Raw genomic sequence first — 16,332 nt, 5'->3', positions numbered from 1 at the left:
TTTTTTAGTACGCCCAGCATGGGCGTGCGCTATAGGGTGTAAGTCCCGAACGAGCCCTGATAGTGGGAATCGTTAGCCCAAGGCAAGGGTGTCCTTCGCGAGGAGGAACCTGAAGGAAGCTGGCGGCAAACTCTCGGCTCTACGAACAGAAACTGATTATAAGGCTACATTTGGAGGACAAGTTTGCTAAACAAAATAAAGTCCTATAACTATCCGAATCCCTATGTAGTAGAATCAGAGGGTATATGAGATGAAAGCGTACGTTCTTATCTGGGGAGGTCTCACGGACAGATGCACCACAACTGTATCTGGTTGAAACAAGATTTGTCGTGAGAAGTCAGCCGAAGCCATAGTACCTGTTACTCACCATAATGGGGAAGGGCTGAACCTTAATTATGTAAGATACCTGAATGTTACCTTATGATGGGAAGAAAGCAGAACATAGAAACTCTATCCGGCCAATCGTCGCAGAGGGTGGAACCTGAAGTGCTGATTGGTATGCAGACTTTCATTGGGATAACTGAAAATCATCTTACAGCCATTAAACATGAAAAAGGAGAGTTATTGGAATACATTCTTTCCCCTTCTAATCTAAACCTTGCTTATAAACAGGTAAAGAGTAACAAGGGTAGTGGCGGCATTGACCGTATGGAAGTGGACGAGTTGCTTCCTTATCTTCGTTGCCACAAGAATAAGCTAATAACTTCCATTTATGATGGTAACTACCATCCGAACCCCGTGCGTCGTGTGGAGATTCCCAAGTCGAATGGGAAGACACGTAACTTGGGTATCCCCACGGTTGTTGACCGTTTGATTCAGCAATGCCATCTCACAAGTGCTTCAACCTCTTTATGAACCTCAATTTTCACCAGCCAGCTATGGTTTCCGCCCTCATCGTAGTGCTCATGATGCGTTATTAAAATGTGGCGAATATATCTCTGCCGGTTATGTGTTCACGGTCGATATGGATTTGGAGAAATTCTTTGATACAGTCTGCCATAGTAAGTTGATAGCAATCCTGTCACGTACCATCAAAGACGGTCGTGTCATTTCTCTGATTCATAAATATCTGAACTTATAGGAGGCAAGAAAGAGGACAGTCCGGTCGGAGTTCCTCAAGGTGGTCCATTGAGCCCCTTATTAAGCAATATAATGCTTAATGAGTTGGACAAGGAACTGGAGAGACGTGGGCATTTGTTCGTTCGGTATGCTGATGACTTGGTCATCTTTTGTAAAAGCCGTCGTTCCGCCCAACGCACATTGGATAATCTGCTTCCCTTTATTGAAACGAAACTTTTTCTAAAGGTGAATAAGGATAAGACCCATGTTGCTTATATGCGTGACATCAAATTCCTTTCCTATGCCTTTGGTCGTAGAAATGGCAAATGCCAATTCTACATCCATGTCGATAGTATCAAGAAGATGAAGATTAAGATACGTGAACTCACCAGCCGTAATAACGGCTGGAGCTCCGAATATCGTAAACAACGTTTGACTTGGTATATCCGTGGTTGGCTCAACTATTTTAAGTTTGCAGGTCTCAAAAGTAGGATAAAGGAATGGGACGGTTGGCTCCGTCATCGCATACGGATGTGTATTTGGAAGTCTTGGAAACGAGTCCGAACCCGGTATCGAAATCTGAAGAAGCTTATTCCCGATGAGAGCCGTGTGCGAATGGCTGCCTTTTGTCGTATGAAATACTGGCGAATGGCAAGTCATCCCACTGTACAGGCGGCTTTGTCGGATGAGCGTTTGCTTCGAGCTGGTTACCCTACTTTTAAGATGTACTATCATCCTGTGTTTAAAGGTTAATTAGGGAACCGCCGTATGCCGAACGGCACGTACGGTGGTGTGAGAGGTCGGAACGGGAATTAATCCCGTTCCTCCTACTCGATTAATGAGGAAGACTGTTTTTGCAGCGAAATAGCAGACGGAAAGTAGAGGATGGTTGCCTGAGTATGTGTATCTTTGTGAAGAAATATGATAGATAAAATTGATTATGAAAAAGAAACTGGTTTTTGCAACGAATAATGCACACAAGTTGGATGAGATACGTGCCATATTGGGAGATAGGGTAGAGGTGCTGAGTCTGAAGGATATCCATTGTGAGGCAGATATTCCGGAAACGGCTGATACGCTGGAGGGAAATGCTGCTCTGAAAGCTGAATATATTTATAAAAACTATGGTCTGGATTGTTTTGCCGACGATACGGGTCTGGAGGTTGAGGTCCTGGGAGGGGCTCCGGGAGTCTATTCGGCCCGATATGCTGGAGGAGAAGGACATGATTCGGAAGCTAATATGAAAAAACTGCTTGTAGAGCTGGAAGGAAAGACCAACCGTAAAGCGCAATTCCGTACGGCTATTTGCCTGATCGAGGGTGGAACGGAGCATCTCTTCGAAGGAGTTGTAAAAGGCGAAATAATCGAAAAAAAACGCGGTTGTTCAGGATTTGGCTATGATCCTGTTTTTGTCCCCGAAGGTTATACTGAAACATTTGCCGAGATGGGCAATGAAGAAAAGAATAAAATCAGCCATCGGGCAAGGGCAACACAGAAGCTTTGTGATTATTTGAAATGTGAATAATACTGATAATCTGCGGGACTGCATCCAATCGAAAAGAACTGCTGAATGATTGATTCAGGCTGGTTCTGAATAGGATGAAGTCCCGTAGTTTTTTGTGTATGATTATTTGCAGATTTCCTTGAGGTATTGTTCTACTTTCTCAAAGAAAAGTGAAATGTGTGCTCCGTCTGTAAAAGCATGACTTACAGTCAGTGCAATAGGCATGATACGCTTGCCTTCGCGTATGATGGCCTTACCGGCATTCATCAGCGGATAATCCAGCGGATGTCCTACTTCCTGTTGGGTGTAGGTTATCGAAGTGAAATATAGTTTTGGAGTGGCACTTAGCAGGATTACATCAAAATCTCCTTGTTTATAAATGCTTTTATCGGTTCCGTATGGATCACCATCTTCAGGAATAGATGTGACAATGTGTCTGGCTTCGGTATAAAATGCTTCGAAATCAACATGATGAGGGATGCGTACCGTATAAAATGTTTTGCCGGGTACAGCAATAGGAGAAATGACATCCACTGTATCATGATAGACTACTTGTCCGTTTTTATCCCAGCGATAACGGAACTCTTTTATCTCGTTGGCAGCGCGCAATATGGCATAAAGATAATACAGAAAAAATGATTTTCCGTTGGCTTTGGCGTGGTTGTAAGCTTCAGTACAGTCTACTTCACTGGTGATAGCAATCCATGAATTCGCAAATCCACGGAAAAAGTTGTAGTTGTCTTTCCGTTCCCAGGTTTCAATATCTACTATATGTTTCATTTATTCTTGAATTTTTGAGCTACTTTTTGATAGGTAGGCATAGATATTCCCAAACGCTCACCCAAATCAATCATATCGAACAACATACTTTGTATCTCCGATGCATGTCCTCGGGCAAGGTCTTTTTGCATGGATGCTGTACTGTGCGGGTCGAGCTTATCTATTACTTTCAAATTGTAAGAAACAGGATCTTCCGGATAAGAAATTCCCATCTTGTGTCCGATTTCTGCACTTTCTCTGGAAAGTCCGATAAATGTATCTCGTACTTCGCCTTCGTGTTGTACTTCTCCCATTGGTACATCGTGATATGCTCCAGTACATGCCATTGCCGAAATAAATGCCCATTTGATAAATGTGTCGCGGTTGATATCATCGGAAACATCGACTTTGATACCGCAACTTCTGACATCCTCTGCAATTGCTTCAATACGTTCCTGAGAAACTCCCTGCTCCGGACGTGCTCCGAATACCAGCCGGAAAATGCTTCCCATCTGAGTGATTTCGCCTTCACCTGAAACAAATCCTACGATGTAGATACAGCCATCGAGAACAGTTACTTCAGGTGTCAAACGACCAATACGTGGTCCTGTACCATAAACATTTAAAATAGGAATAACCAGTGTATGAGGTGCTGAAGCACGTTCTATTACCTCCTTGACAGAGTCGATGGAATATCCTTTTACACAGACAAATATCACATCTGCTTTCCCTTGATATTCTTCTGCTGTACAGGCGTTTACTTTCAGATAGTGTTCGCCTTTCAAATCTGATTTCAGATGCAGCCCATAATTACGGATATTCTCGAGGTGTTTTCCCCGTGCAATGCATGTGACTTCTTTTCCTGCCAGAGCAAGAAATCCGGCGATACTTCCTCCTACGCCGCCAGTACCTATAATAAGATAGTTCATGGTTTTTTGTTTTAGGATTAAAAAAAGAAATCGGTCGCTGATGAGCGGCCGATTTTCTAAAATGGTATATTATACGTTAAAGCGGAAATGCATGATGTCTCCGTCTTCTACGATATAGTCTTTTCCTTCTACATTCAGTTTACCAGCCTCGCGTACAGCTGCTTCCGAACCGTATTTGATAAAGTCGTCGTACTTGATGACTTCTGCACGGATAAATCCTTTCTCGAAGTCAGTATGAATAACTCCGGCACATTGAGGAGCCTTCCATCCTTTATGGAATGTCCATGCGCGGACTTCCATATTTCCAGCAGTGAAATAGGTTTCCAGATTCAGCAGCTTATAGGCTGAACGAATCAGACGACTGACTCCCGATTCTTCCAGTCCCACTTCCTGAAGGAACATCTGACGGTCTTCGTATGTTTCAAGTTCTGCAATGTCGGCTTCTGTCTTGGCTGCAACAATTAATATTTCTGCTCCCTCTTCTTTGACAGCTTCGCGTACTTGCTCTACATATTTGTTACCATTTACAGCACTGGCTTCATCTACATTACATACGTACATTACAGGCTTGGAAGTAAGCAGGAAAAGTTCATGAGCGATCTTTTGTTCGTCTTTAGTTTCGAACTGTACGGTACGTGCTGATTTTCCCTGTAATAATGCTTCACGGTAGCGAACCAGTACTTCATAAGTTTGCTTAGCTACTTTGTCGCCTCCGGTCTGAGCTTGTTTCTGTACTTTTTGAATACGGCTTTCTATTGTTTCGAGGTCCTTCAGCTGAAGCTCTGTATCAATGATTTCTTTGTCGCGTACAGGATCTACACTACCGTCGACATGGGTAACATTTTCATCATCAAAACAACGCAGTACATGAAGAATTGCGTCTGTTTCACGGATATTTGCCAAGAATTTATTTCCTAATCCTTCACCTTTGCTGGCTCCTTTTACCAGACCTGCGATGTCTACAATTTCTACAGTTGTAGGTACTATACGGTCGGGGATAACCAATTCTGCCAATTTGTTAAGACGTTCATCTGGAACAGTGATTACACCAACGTTAGGTTCTATTGTACAGAAAGGGAAGTTGGCTGCTTGAGCCTTTGCATTCGATAAACAGTTGAAAAGAGTCGATTTTCCTACATTGGGCAAACCGACAATGCCACATTGTAATGCCATAAAACTTATATATTTCCTTATTAATTATCAGATTGTATTTCAGTTTGCAAAGGTAGTCATTCTTTTTGTCATTTACTAAAAAAATAATTTTTTCGGAAAAGTTGATATATTCTTATCTTGTTTTTAGTAACAGATTGTTATGTTTTTTGCAAAATAGATTGTCTGATTAGAAGAAGAAATAAAAAAAGAGGCACTTCTCACGAAGTACCTCTTTTACTAGAGAGTTTATGAAAATATTGTTTTTTTGTATGTTGTTTTTACATGTCCATAGTTACAGTCATTTCCGGAACGAGAATGTAATCTTTCTTATTTTTGTTCCATTTGTAGTATTGGATTGTGGTGCTGTTTTCATTATATGTATATTTGATACACATATGGTTACGCCATGTTCCTCTACCTTCGTCCCACTTCTGTAACACGTTTTCTACAACTTGTTTCTTATCGTTGTATTTATAGTTATATTTCTCAAAGTTTGTCAGAATACCTTCATTCATTTTATATACAGTTTCCGACATCTTTACTCCATCTATTTCCTCAGTATTGTATATCAACTCAGTTTCTGGGTTGCTAGCAAAAACTGTAAGGTTAGCAGCGAAAACAAATACTGTTACAAATAAACTCTTGAGTAAATTCATTTTTTTCATATTTTTTTAATTTTAAGGTGTTACTATCTTTTTGTTTTTGATTACGCTGCAAAATTAGTAATACCTTTTGATGTTGCTAACTTTTTGGCAAGAAAAAATGAATATTTTAGCAATTTGTTGCCATTTAAAGATATCTTAACAATTCAAAATATCAATGTGCTTCCAACCAGTTCTTACCCCAATCACAGTCTGCCTGCAAAGGAACTTTCATTTTGTAAGCTGCTTCCATTTCCGAAATCACAATATGCTGTACTTTTTCCTTTTCTTCGGGCACGACGCTGAAATTTAATTCATCGTGTACCTGAAGAATCATTTTGGAACGAATACCCTCTTCCATGAAGCGTTTGTATATACGAATCATTGCCACTTTGATAATATCAGCAGCACTTCCTTGTATAGGAGCATTGATTGCGTTTCGTTCTGCATACCCACGGACCACAGCATTGCGTGAATTGATATCAGGCAGGTAGCGCTTACGCTTGAATATAGTTTCGATATATCCTTTTTCTTGTGCCAGACGGATACTTTGATCCATATATTCTTTTACATGCGGATAGTTTTCGAAATATCCGTCTATAAGTTCTTTGGCTTCTTTACGTTCGATGTTCAGTCGTTCTGCCAGTCCGAATACTGATATACCATATATAATACCGAAGTTAGCTGTTTTAGCTTTACTTCTCTGTTCGCGGGTTACATCTTCCAGTTTCTCCTTATATATCTTGGCAGCAGTAGCAGCATGAATATCCTGTCCTTTCTGGAAAGCTTCTATCATGTGAGGGTCCCCACTCAGATGAGCCATGATACGCAGCTCGATTTGTGAGTAGTCGGCAGAAAAGAATTCACAGCCTTCGTCAGGAATAAAGGCGCGTCGAATCTCTTTTCCATCCTCATTACGGATAGGAATATTTTGCAGGTTAGGGTTGCTCGAACTAAGTCGGCCTGTAGCCGTAACAGTCTGATTGAATGAAGTATGTATATGTCCCGTCTTGGGGTTGATTAGTAAGGGAAGTGCATCAATATAGGTTCCCAGTAACTTCTTCAGTCCACGATGTTCCAGTATTTTTCCTACAATTTCATGCTTTCCTCGTAGACTTTCTAATACTTCTTCGGAAGTAACATATTGGCCGGTCTTGGTCTTTTTAGCTTTGTCTGTAATTTTCAGACGGTCGAACAGTACTTCTCCTACTTGTTTGGGCGAAGCAATATTAAATTCCATTCCGGCAAGCTGATGTACTTCCTCTTCAAGCTGCTTCATACGTGCAGTAAAATGCTGTGATGTTTCTTTCAAGGCTTCGGTGTCAATGCGTACCCCGTTGCGTTCCATATATGCAAGGACAGGAACCAACGGCATTTCGATAGTCTGGAACAGTTCGTTCACATTATTTTCTATCAATTCTTTCTCTAATACCTTTTTCAGTTTCAGTGTAACATCAGCATCCTCACATGCATATTTGTAGACAGAAGTAGGAGAGAGATCGCGCATGTTTTTCTGATTCTTTCCTTTCGGACCTATCAGCTCTTCTATTTTTATCGTTTCATATTTCAGATATACTTCGGCCAGGTAATCCATGCCGTGGTGAAGTTCAGGCTGAAGTACATAATGAGCAATCATGGTGTCGAACATCGGGCCACGAACCTCGACACCATAATTACCCAGTACAAGCATATCGTATTTTATATTCTGTCCGATTTTCAGTGTTTTCTCATTTTCTATGATTGGTTTTAATTTTTTAACTATTGCCAACGCTTCTTCACGATTTGCCGGAACTGGTACATAAAATGCCTGATTTTCGGCAAAGCTGAAGCTCATTCCTACCAGTTCTGCAGTAATTGGGTCGGTTCCTGTGGTTTCCGTATCTAGACTGAAAAAATCTTTTGTAACGATTATTTGTAAAAAATCGTCTATTTTCTCCTCTGAATCAAGTAGTTGGTAGTCGAAATCAAGGTCTTCTAACCGCGTGAGATTTGAATTTTTTGGCTCGTCTGTATTCTCGCCCGCAAAAAATCCAAAGAGATCGCTTTGTACAGGAGCCGAAGGAGCGGCAGTTTTCTTTTCAGTTTTGAGTATACGATCCAGCAGAGTACGGAACTCTAGTTCCTCAAAAATTTTACGGAGTTCTTCTTCATCGGGTTGTTCCCGTTTCAAGGCTTCCATATCTAGTGAGATGGGAACATCCGTTTTGATTGTTGCGAGGAATTTGGAAAAAGTAATCTGCTCGCGGTTATTCTCTACTTTTGTTTTGATAGCTCCTTTCAACTGGTCGGTGTTGGCAAGCAGGTTTTCGATGCTGCCGAACTGGGCAATTAACTTTTGTGCTGTTTTCTCTCCGACTCCCGGACATCCCGGAATGTTGTCGGCCGTATCTCCCATAAGTCCCAACATATCGATAACCTGTGAGGGTGATTCAATATCGAATTTTGCTTTGATTTCGTTTACCCCCATGACTTCAAATTCTTTGTCGCCATATTTAGGGCGATACATGAATACATTTTTCGAAACCAATTGCCCGTAGTCTTTATCTGGAGTCATCATGTATGTCGTAATACCTCGTTTTCCCGCTTCGGTTGCGAGTGTACCAATTACGTCGTCCGCTTCGTAACCACTTACCTCAAGAATAGGAATACGATAAGCGCGGATAATATCCTTAATGATAGGAACAGAAAGACGAATTGCTTCGGGAGTTTCCTCACGCTGAGCCTTATACTGCTCGAAAGCTTCGTGACGGAATGTAGGTCCGGCCGGATCAAATGCAATACCTATATGAGTAGGGTTCTCTTTTTTCAGTACATCCTCCAGTGTATTGACAAATCCCATGATAGCAGATGTATTGAAACCTTTAGAATTGATACGCGGATTTTTGATAAAAGCATAGTACGCGCGGTAGATAAGTGCGTACGCATCGAGTAGAAACAGTTTTTCCATTCGTGTAAAATTATTAAGTTTTCTACGTAAAAGTACAAAAAAATACCGTATTCGCTGTTTTATTATTACTTTTGTACCCAAATAAATCTCCATGGATAAATTAGAAGTAATCAAGAAACCCATAGAAAAGGAATTAAGCGAATTTAAGGCTCTTTTCGATGCCTCACTGAAAAGTTCTACCGCGCTATTAGACGAAGTTTTAGGCTATATCAAGCAGAGGAACGGAAAGATGATGCGTCCTATTCTGGTTTTGCTTATGGCAAAACTTTATGGTGGAATTAACGATTCCACCCTTCATGCTGCGCTTTCGCTCGAGTTGCTTCATACTGCCAGTCTGGTACACGATGATGTGGTAGACGAGAGTAACAAACGTCGGGGACAGTCGTCGGTTAATGCATTGTATGACAATAAGGTTTCTGTGCTGGTAGGCGACTATATGCTGGCAACCAGTCTGCGTCATGCTTCATATACCAATCATATTGAACTGGTCGGCCTGGTAGCACGTTTGGGACAGGATTTATCGGAAGGAGAGATTATTCAGCTGGTGAATATCAGTAACCGTGATTTTTCGGAAGAGATTTATTTTGACGTTATCCGTAAAAAGACAGCAGCCCTGTTTACTGCAAGTGCAGAGAGTGGAGCTATTTCTGTAAATGCCCCGAAAGATGAAGTGGAGAAGGCTGTTCTTTTTGGTGAAATGATAGGTATTGCCTTTCAGATAAAAGATGATGTTTTCGATTACTTCGATAATGAAGAGCTGGGTAAGCCTACTGGAAATGATATGATGGAAGGTAAGCTGACTCTTCCGGCACTGCATGTATTGAATACTTGTGCCAATGAAGAAAAGAAAGAACTCGCATTGCGTATCCGTTCACTAAGTGCTTCGAAGGAGGAAATTGCCAGCTTTGTAGATTATGTGAAGCAGGAGGGAGGTATCACTTATGCGGAACAGGTGATGTATGATTACCGTAACAAAGCATTGGCCCTGCTTCCTGAAGCAGCAGATGAAGCAGTCCGTACGGCACTTACAGCTTATATTGACTATGTGATTAAGCGGAATAAATAATATTTCTATTATTGTAACGAGATCTCGAATAATCTTTGATATAAAGAAATGTCCCTTTACTCATGTTGTTATTTACTTGAAAACAACGTGAATAAAGGGATTTTTTTTGTACAAATTTTCTAAAAATATCAGGATGTTTTGGGGCATTCTTGAGCATAAATTGGGAAAGATTTCTTGATTTATTGGGGTGAATCTTTGCATAAAATAAATTTTTGATACGATAGTGTAGGGTGCGTATTGGTAAATAATATATATTTTATTGTAATTTTCTGTCTGGTCGGATTTTTCAGCTATGATTTTCTATTCTATTCTTTATCTCACTTATATAAAATGAAATACATCTGTATATATTTCCTAGATAATACTGTATTTCTATTTATTTTGTAAAGAAAATATGATAAAAATCTTTGATTAGTGGTAAAAAATATATAATTTAAGCCTCAGTTATATCTTTTATGTTATAAGAAAAATTTTCACAATTAAAAACCTTAAATCTATGGACACTTTGTTTCGTTGGGGTAAAATGCATTGCATGCAAAAAGCTCTATTTGTATTGTTGTCGGTGGTATTGGTAGCTTGTAGGGGAGAAGAGAAAGTTAATCTGTCTGATGAACCTGAAGCTCCAGAAGCTGAGATTACACTTGCAGAAGGTACCGATAAACATCCATTGTTGGATGCTTCTGGCGGAACTGTAACATTACATTTTACATCTACTGCCGATTGGAAAGCTACGGTTGGCAATGTACGTGCTTCCGGTTGGATTACCGTTTCTCCTACATCAGGTAAGGCCGGAGAAGCATCGGTCACTATTTCGGTTGCCGCGAATGATGGTACAGATGAGCGTACTGCTTCTGTTTTTCTGGACTGCGGTGACAGTCGGGAAACGATTGTTGTTTCTCAGAAGCAGAAAGATGCTTTGATTGTTTCACGCCAAAGTTATGAACTCTCTGCTGGAGAATCTCTTATAGAGGTGGAGGTAGAAGCCAATGTGACATTCGAGGTGGAGGTTTCGGATACATGGATTGAGCAGATTTCGACACGCAGTCTTGAAAAGTCGGTATTAAGTTTCCGCATTTTGGCGAATGACGGCTATGAAAAGCGTAGCGGAAGCATTCTTGTGCGAAGTGGAGAATTGCAGGAAGCTGTACGGATTTATCAGGAGGGGAAAGAAAAAGAAGTGTTGCTTCTCTCCGAAGATATGGTTGAAGTAGGGGCCTTGGGAGGTACAGTAGACGTGCAGTTGCAGTCGAGTGTTTCATATATATGTAAGCCTGTGACAGAATATACATGGGTAAGCGAGATCACTTCGAGGGCTGTTTCTACGCACACGCTTCATTTCGCGGTACAGCCTAATGATACGTATGATATGCGTGAGGCACGCTTCGTTTTCATTGATGAAACGGAATCGCTATCAGATACGCTTACTATCCGGCAATATGCTGCCGACGAAATACTTGTTCCTTCAGATCCTATCATCTGTGAACCGGAATCCGGAACTTTTTCATTTGAAGTCAGTGCGAATATTAGCTATGATGTAACGACAGACGTCAGCTGGCTGAAGCAGGTAGTTGGCAGAGGAATGGAGCGGTCGACCTTGCATTTTAGTGTAGAAGAAAATACCGGATCGGCTATGCGTGAGGGTAATATTATACTCTCTGGAAATGGTGTAGAACGTACGGTAAAAGTAATGCAAAAGGGTAAGGAAGAGGCCCCCTATTTAGTCGTATCACAAGAGCATTTTAATATTTTGCCAGAGGGTGGTACGGTTCGTTTTACTGTAAAAGCGAATGTACCTTATCGGGTAAATACGGATGCAGACTGGATGGTTCAGGCTGTGTCGGGAAGTTCAGACGAAATTGTATTTACGGTAAGTGCCAACGAATCGACTTCTTCCCGTGAAGCGACAATAACGGTCATATCCGAAGACGGTAGTCTGGTGCGTACGGTGCAGGTCGTTCAGAAAGGTGAAGCTGTCTATCTGGACGTATCTCCGTCGAATATTTCTGCGACTGCCGAGGGAGGAAAATTCACTTTTACCGTTAACAGTAATACCCAATATACATTCACATGCAGCGACAACAGTTGGATTAGCGTAGATGGTAACTTAATTGTTATTGGGGCAAATACCTCGACTTCCCAGAGGAAAGGAAATGTGACAGTCCGGGCTGCGGAACTTGTTCGTGTTATAGAAATAACTCAGGCTGGGAAAAAGGAAGAAACGCCTTCTGCAGGTGGAAGTATAGAAGACTTTACAGAGAATGAAGAAGACTGGTAATAATCTTGAAAAACACAGTAAATTATGAAGCATATAACTCTTTTTTTAGGTATATTTCTGTTGTTACTTGCCGGATGCCAGCAAGATGATCTGGTGTCTTTTAAAGATCAGGATAAAAGCCTGAAGTCGGTTCGTGCTACGACATCATCGGTTGTGAAGAGCCGTACATCTCTTTCGGGTAACTCTGTAATATGGGAGAATGGAGACGCGATTGGTATTTTCAGTGATGTTTCCGATTCTATAGCCCGTTATGATTTGACAGGCATGTCGGGTGACGAGGCTCAGTTCGAAAGCAGCAAGCCCGTCAGAGGTAATACGTTTTATGCCTTTTATCCGTATGCGGCAGATGCCATGATATCTGGTACGAATGTTTCTTTCCGTCTTCCGGCGGAACAGTCGTTTAACTTCGACAGTTTTGCTTCCGGTGTATGTCCGATGGTGGCTCAGAGTACCACCAATTCTTTCCGCTTTTTGCAGGTTTGCGGACTGGTACGTCTAAACCTGAAAGGAAACATGAATATTCAGTCTATCTCTTTGTCAGGCAAAAATGGAGAAGCTGTAGCCGGACTTGGTTCGGTTAACATTGCATCGGACGCTCCGGAGTTTCGCCTTTCAGGGGGAGGGCAGGAGAGTTACGGTGAAATTGTACTTCAGGGAAATGTTACCTTATCTCCTTCACAAACTACTTCGTTCTATTTTGTTGTTCCACCTCAGGTCTTCAGCAAAGGTATGACTTTTAAGATTACAGGAACTGTAAACGGTCAGCAACAGACATTGACTAAGGCAACAGAACGGAGTATTACGGTGGCCGCTCTGTTATAACCAGTTTCTCGGCTGTTGATACAAACGACTTGCTGGAACAGGATGAGATGACAGAAAGAGATATTTTGATTGCATTGTACGATGCTACAAACGGCGATGCATGGACGAACAATTCGAACTGGTGCTCGGATGCTGATTTGTCAGAATGGTATGGCGTTTATACAGATTATCAGGGCAGAGTTATGTCAATTGACTTGTCTTCGAATAATCTGACTGGAAGTTTACCGGATGAAATTGGAAATCTTGAAGTATTATGGACTCTGAATTTGTATAATAATGAGTTGACGGGAGAGATACCTGTTTCTATAGGGAAACTGACAGAACTCAGAAATTTAGATTTATCTCAGAATCAGTTGACTGGAGGATTGCCATCTGAGTTGGGCAATATGCAAAATCTGGTGTATAGTTATCTGAGCAATAATCAACTGACTGGTACAGTACCTGAATCTCTTGGCAGATTGACTTCGTTGGAGTATATGAACTTTGGCAAGAATATGCTGTCGGGTGATTTACCTCAGGCTGTTACTTCTTCTTCCTGGTGGCAGAAAAGTGGTTGGGTTTGTATAGGACAAAATTCTCCGGGCGGATTTAACTTCGATACATTTAATCTGTATATGCCCGATTTTACTGCAACTGATTATAAGGGAAATACAATAAATTCTACTTCTATTGTAGCCTCTCATAAGGTAACGTTGTATTATATCTGGGCTTCATGGTGTCCTTTCAGTGAGGCTTTCCATCCTACAGTATCATCTATTTATCAGCGATATAAAAATCATTCTTTAGAAATCATCGGGTTTTGTCATGATGGAACAAACAATCCTGATGCACTCAATATGATAGAAAGTTATAATATGGAATGGCCTACGCTGCTATCTAATCCGGGCGTTATTTCATTTACTGGTTTCCCTACTATTATGGCTTTCGATGAGAATGGTAAATTGATATTTCATAGTAGTGTAACATCGAGAAATTTGCTTCCTGACTTCTTGAAAGAAATCTTGGGTGAGGGAGATTTACCGTACGAATCTTCCGATTTTTCGGAGGATGGAAAGGTGTATACCTTACAAAAGGCTTCCGAAGGAAACGGCATTAATGTGGTATTGATGGGGGATGCTTTTTCTGACAGGCAGGTTGCCGACGGCACGTATGAAAAGGTTATGCGGACAGCAGCCGATGCCTTCTTCAGTGAGAAGCCTTATGCCTCTTTCCGGAATCTGTTTAATGTATATTACGTGACGGCCGTTTCCCAGAATGAAGGATATATAGATGGTGGAAGTACGGCATTTTCCGGTTATTTCGGCAGTGGAACACATGTAGGAGGAGATAACAACAAATGTATGCAGTATGCTTCAACCTGCCCGGGAATGACCGGTCCACTGATGAATGAGGTGCTGATTATTGTTATGATGAATTCGGCTAAGTATGCAGGTACTTGTTATTTTGGAACGAGTACAGCTTATCAAGGTGATTATGGCAGAGGATATGGAATTGCCTATTTCCCGATTGGCACAAGTGATGAAGAACTGGCATGTGTCCTTCATCATGAAGCGGGTGGGCATGGATTTGCTAAACTGCTGGATGAATATTATTATGAGAGTCAGGGTACGATTCCATTAAGTGAGATTTCTGATAATATTAATTCCCGAAATCATTATGGATGGGGAAGAAATGTAGATTATACAAGCGATCCGAACAGTGTGGTATGGAGCAAGTTTATATCCGACTCTCGTTATGCGAGTGAGGGCATAGGTGTGTTTGAAGGAGCTTGTACTTATTATAAGGGCGCATATCGTCCTACGGAAACCAGTATCATGGATGCAAATGTGGGAGGCTTCAATGCTCCTTCGCGTGAGGCGATTTATAACCGTATCCATAAGTTAGCTTATGGAGAGAGCTGGCAGTTCGACTATGAAGAATTTGTCGGTTGGGATTTAAACCGTCAGGGACGTTCGCGGAGTATTTCTGTACAGGCAAAGCATGAGCCGACAGCTCCTCCTGTTATCCTGAATCAACACTGGGAGAACGGGCGACTTGTGGCGAACTAAAGCTTGAGGTTATATAAAGAACAAGGGCACGGAGAAACATTACTAAGATGAATCTTCGTGCCCTTCGCGTATTTAAATTAGAAAAACTTTGTTTCTTTTCCTACAATGTCCGATAATAGCAGGTTAGCAAGGCGGCTTGTTCCCAGACGGAAGAGCTCGTTAGTCAGCCATTCTTTGCCTAAGACCTCTTTTACTATTGTATAGTATACTAATGCGTCGTGTACGGTGTTAATCCCTCCTGCGGGCTTAAAACCTACTTTACGGCCGGTTTCGAGGAAGTATTCCTTGATGGCCTGGCACATTGCGTATGCTGCTTCGGGAGTTGCGGCCGGATTTTCCTTTCCGGTAGATGTCTTGATGAAATCGGCTCCTGAATACATTGACAGGATAGAGGCTTTCTTTATATTCGAAGCACTGCCCAGTGCACCAGTTTCCAAGATTGCTTTCAAGTGTTTATCTCCGCATACTTCTTTCAATTCTTCTATTTCGTCACACATACCTTCGTAGTCACCACTCAGGAATTTGCCTACAGAAATCACGATGTCTATTTCATCGGCTCCTGCATGAAGTGCCATAGCTGTTTCGGCAACCTTTACTTCGGTGAATGTTTGTGAAGAAGGAAATCCTCCCGATACGCAGGCGATTTTTACGTTGTCAGCTTCCAGTGTATCGTTTACGATTTCGGCCATGTTGGGATATACACAGATTGCGGCTACGTTATCAAGTTCGGGATATGCATCCACAAAGTCATTGACATGTTGCGTAAACTTCATTACGCTCGGTTCGCTGTCTGTGCATTTTAAAGTAGTAAGGTCAATACAGTGGAAAAGGAATTTTTTCACTTCTACGGTATCGTTTTCCTTTACGTATTTTTCGATGATATGGGCTGTTTGTGCAGCTACTTCTTCATCTTTTAAAACCGTATTGTATTTGCTTAATGCTTCATTATATTTATCTGGCTGGTGCAGATTTTCTGTATCTTCATCTTCGCAGCCGCAGTCGCAGGCATCATCGTCACAGTTGCATTCACATTCATGTTCGTGATGATGTTCGTTTCCGCAGTTACATTCGTGGTCGTGGTGGTGATGTTCGCCTCCACATCCACATTCATGTTCGTGATTGTACTTCAT

Annotated in this window: 11 protein-coding genes and 1 pseudogene; 6 read left to right on the top strand and 6 right to left on the bottom strand. The window is 41.5% G+C overall.

Annotated elements, in window-relative coordinates; all coding sequences use genetic code 11:
- Nucleotides 1–420 precede the first annotated feature (420 nt).
- Both ltrA and ACDG22_RS02845 read left to right on the top strand, forming a co-directional pair.
- Nucleotides 421–1,812, top strand: a pseudogene (gene ltrA / locus ACDG22_RS02850) (group II intron reverse transcriptase/maturase).
- Between the two features lie 187 nt (nucleotides 1,813–1,999).
- Nucleotides 2,000–2,584 (top strand): non-canonical purine NTP diphosphatase, encoded by a 585-nt coding sequence (locus tag ACDG22_RS02845; protein ID WP_007565757.1) that lies wholly within the window; start codon nucleotides 2,000–2,002, stop codon nucleotides 2,582–2,584.
- 102 nt (nucleotides 2,585–2,686) lie between these two features.
- On the opposite strand, the gene ACDG22_RS02840 is transcribed toward ACDG22_RS02845, so the two are convergent.
- The 5 genes from ACDG22_RS02840 to polA all read right to left on the bottom strand — a co-directional run bounded on the left by ACDG22_RS02840 (nucleotide 2,687) and on the right by polA (nucleotide 8,991).
- Nucleotides 2,687–3,343, bottom strand: coding sequence for a chloramphenicol acetyltransferase (locus tag ACDG22_RS02840; protein ID WP_270230714.1), 657 nt, complete (start codon nucleotides 3,341–3,343; stop codon nucleotides 2,687–2,689).
- On the bottom strand, nucleotides 3,340–4,251 hold the full coding sequence (locus ACDG22_RS02835) for a ketopantoate reductase family protein (protein WP_177593302.1): 912 nt from the start codon (nucleotides 4,249–4,251) through the stop codon (nucleotides 3,340–3,342). Before ACDG22_RS02835 ends, ACDG22_RS02840 begins: the two co-directional genes overlap by 4 nt.
- A 69-nt stretch (nucleotides 4,252–4,320) precedes the next feature.
- Entirely contained in the window at nucleotides 4,321–5,424 is a 1,104-nt protein-coding gene (ychF, locus tag ACDG22_RS02830) for a redox-regulated ATPase YchF (protein ID WP_270230715.1), read from the bottom strand.
- 257 nt (nucleotides 5,425–5,681) lie between these two features.
- Nucleotides 5,682–6,068 (bottom strand): DUF3836 domain-containing protein, encoded by a 387-nt coding sequence (locus ACDG22_RS02825; protein WP_007565766.1) that lies wholly within the window; start codon nucleotides 6,066–6,068, stop codon nucleotides 5,682–5,684.
- A 151-nt stretch (nucleotides 6,069–6,219) separates the two neighbouring features.
- Nucleotides 6,220–8,991 carry a DNA polymerase I gene (gene polA / locus ACDG22_RS02820; RefSeq protein WP_270230716.1) on the bottom strand — a complete coding sequence of 924 codons (2,772 nt, stop codon included), beginning with the start codon at nucleotides 8,989–8,991 and terminating at the stop codon, nucleotides 6,220–6,222.
- A gap of 91 nt (nucleotides 8,992–9,082) precedes the next feature.
- Between polA and ACDG22_RS02815 the strand changes: the two genes are divergently transcribed.
- From ACDG22_RS02815 to ACDG22_RS02800, 4 genes are all read left to right on the top strand, one after another.
- Nucleotides 9,083–10,057, top strand: coding sequence for a polyprenyl synthetase family protein (locus tag ACDG22_RS02815; protein ID WP_270230717.1), 975 nt, complete (start codon nucleotides 9,083–9,085; stop codon nucleotides 10,055–10,057).
- A gap of 496 nt (nucleotides 10,058–10,553) precedes the next feature.
- A complete protein-coding gene (locus ACDG22_RS02810; protein ID WP_270230718.1) occupies nucleotides 10,554–12,332 on the top strand; it encodes a BACON domain-containing protein in 1,779 nt (592 codons plus the stop codon).
- A gap of 24 nt (nucleotides 12,333–12,356) precedes the next feature.
- Nucleotides 12,357–13,154, top strand: a complete 798-nt coding sequence (locus ACDG22_RS02805) for a fimbrillin family protein (protein WP_007565773.1) — start codon at nucleotides 12,357–12,359, stop codon at nucleotides 13,152–13,154.
- A gap of 47 nt (nucleotides 13,155–13,201) precedes the next feature.
- The gene (locus ACDG22_RS02800; protein ID WP_022125399.1) at nucleotides 13,202–15,202 is read left to right on the top strand and encodes a M64 family metallopeptidase; all 2,001 of its coding nucleotides are present in this window, start codon (nucleotides 13,202–13,204) and stop codon (nucleotides 15,200–15,202) included.
- Nucleotides 15,203–15,279: 77 nt separating this feature from the next.
- Here ACDG22_RS02800 and deoC read toward each other — a convergent pair whose 3' ends face one another.
- Nucleotides 15,280–16,332 carry a deoxyribose-phosphate aldolase gene (deoC, locus tag ACDG22_RS02795; protein ID WP_270230719.1) on the bottom strand — a complete coding sequence of 351 codons (1,053 nt, stop codon included), beginning with the start codon at nucleotides 16,330–16,332 and terminating at the stop codon, nucleotides 15,280–15,282.

Source organism: Phocaeicola coprocola, from assembly GCF_041333015.1.
GTDB lineage: Bacteria > Bacteroidota > Bacteroidia > Bacteroidales > Bacteroidaceae > Phocaeicola > Phocaeicola coprocola.
The sequence above is the reverse complement of the archived record's forward strand: the minus strand, read 5'-3'. Positions and strand labels throughout refer to the sequence as shown.

What these genes read in the sequence shown, in the direction of transcription:
- deoC (WP_270230719.1), bottom strand. Translation starts at nt 16,332, where the DNA reads ATGAAGTACAATCACGAACATGAATGTGGATGTGGAGGCGAACATCAC.
- polA (WP_270230716.1), bottom strand. Translation starts at nt 8,991, where the DNA reads ATGGAAAAACTGTTTCTACTCGATGCGTACGCACTTATCTACCGCGCG.
- ACDG22_RS02835 (WP_177593302.1), bottom strand. Translation starts at nt 4,251, where the DNA reads ATGAACTATCTTATTATAGGTACTGGCGGCGTAGGAGGAAGTATCGCC.
- ACDG22_RS02840 (WP_270230714.1), bottom strand. Translation starts at nt 3,343, where the DNA reads ATGAAACATATAGTAGATATTGAAACCTGGGAACGGAAAGACAACTAC.
- ACDG22_RS02810 (WP_270230718.1), top strand. Translation starts at nt 10,554, where the DNA reads ATGGACACTTTGTTTCGTTGGGGTAAAATGCATTGCATGCAAAAAGCT.
- ACDG22_RS02845 (WP_007565757.1), top strand. Translation starts at nt 2,000, where the DNA reads ATGAAAAAGAAACTGGTTTTTGCAACGAATAATGCACACAAGTTGGAT.
- ACDG22_RS02800 (WP_022125399.1), top strand. Translation starts at nt 13,202, where the DNA reads ATGACAGAAAGAGATATTTTGATTGCATTGTACGATGCTACAAACGGC.
- ACDG22_RS02825 (WP_007565766.1), bottom strand. Translation starts at nt 6,068, where the DNA reads ATGAAAAAAATGAATTTACTCAAGAGTTTATTTGTAACAGTATTTGTT.
- ACDG22_RS02805 (WP_007565773.1), top strand. Translation starts at nt 12,357, where the DNA reads ATGAAGCATATAACTCTTTTTTTAGGTATATTTCTGTTGTTACTTGCC.
- ychF (WP_270230715.1), bottom strand. Translation starts at nt 5,424, where the DNA reads ATGGCATTACAATGTGGCATTGTCGGTTTGCCCAATGTAGGAAAATCG.
- ACDG22_RS02815 (WP_270230717.1), top strand. Translation starts at nt 9,083, where the DNA reads ATGGATAAATTAGAAGTAATCAAGAAACCCATAGAAAAGGAATTAAGC.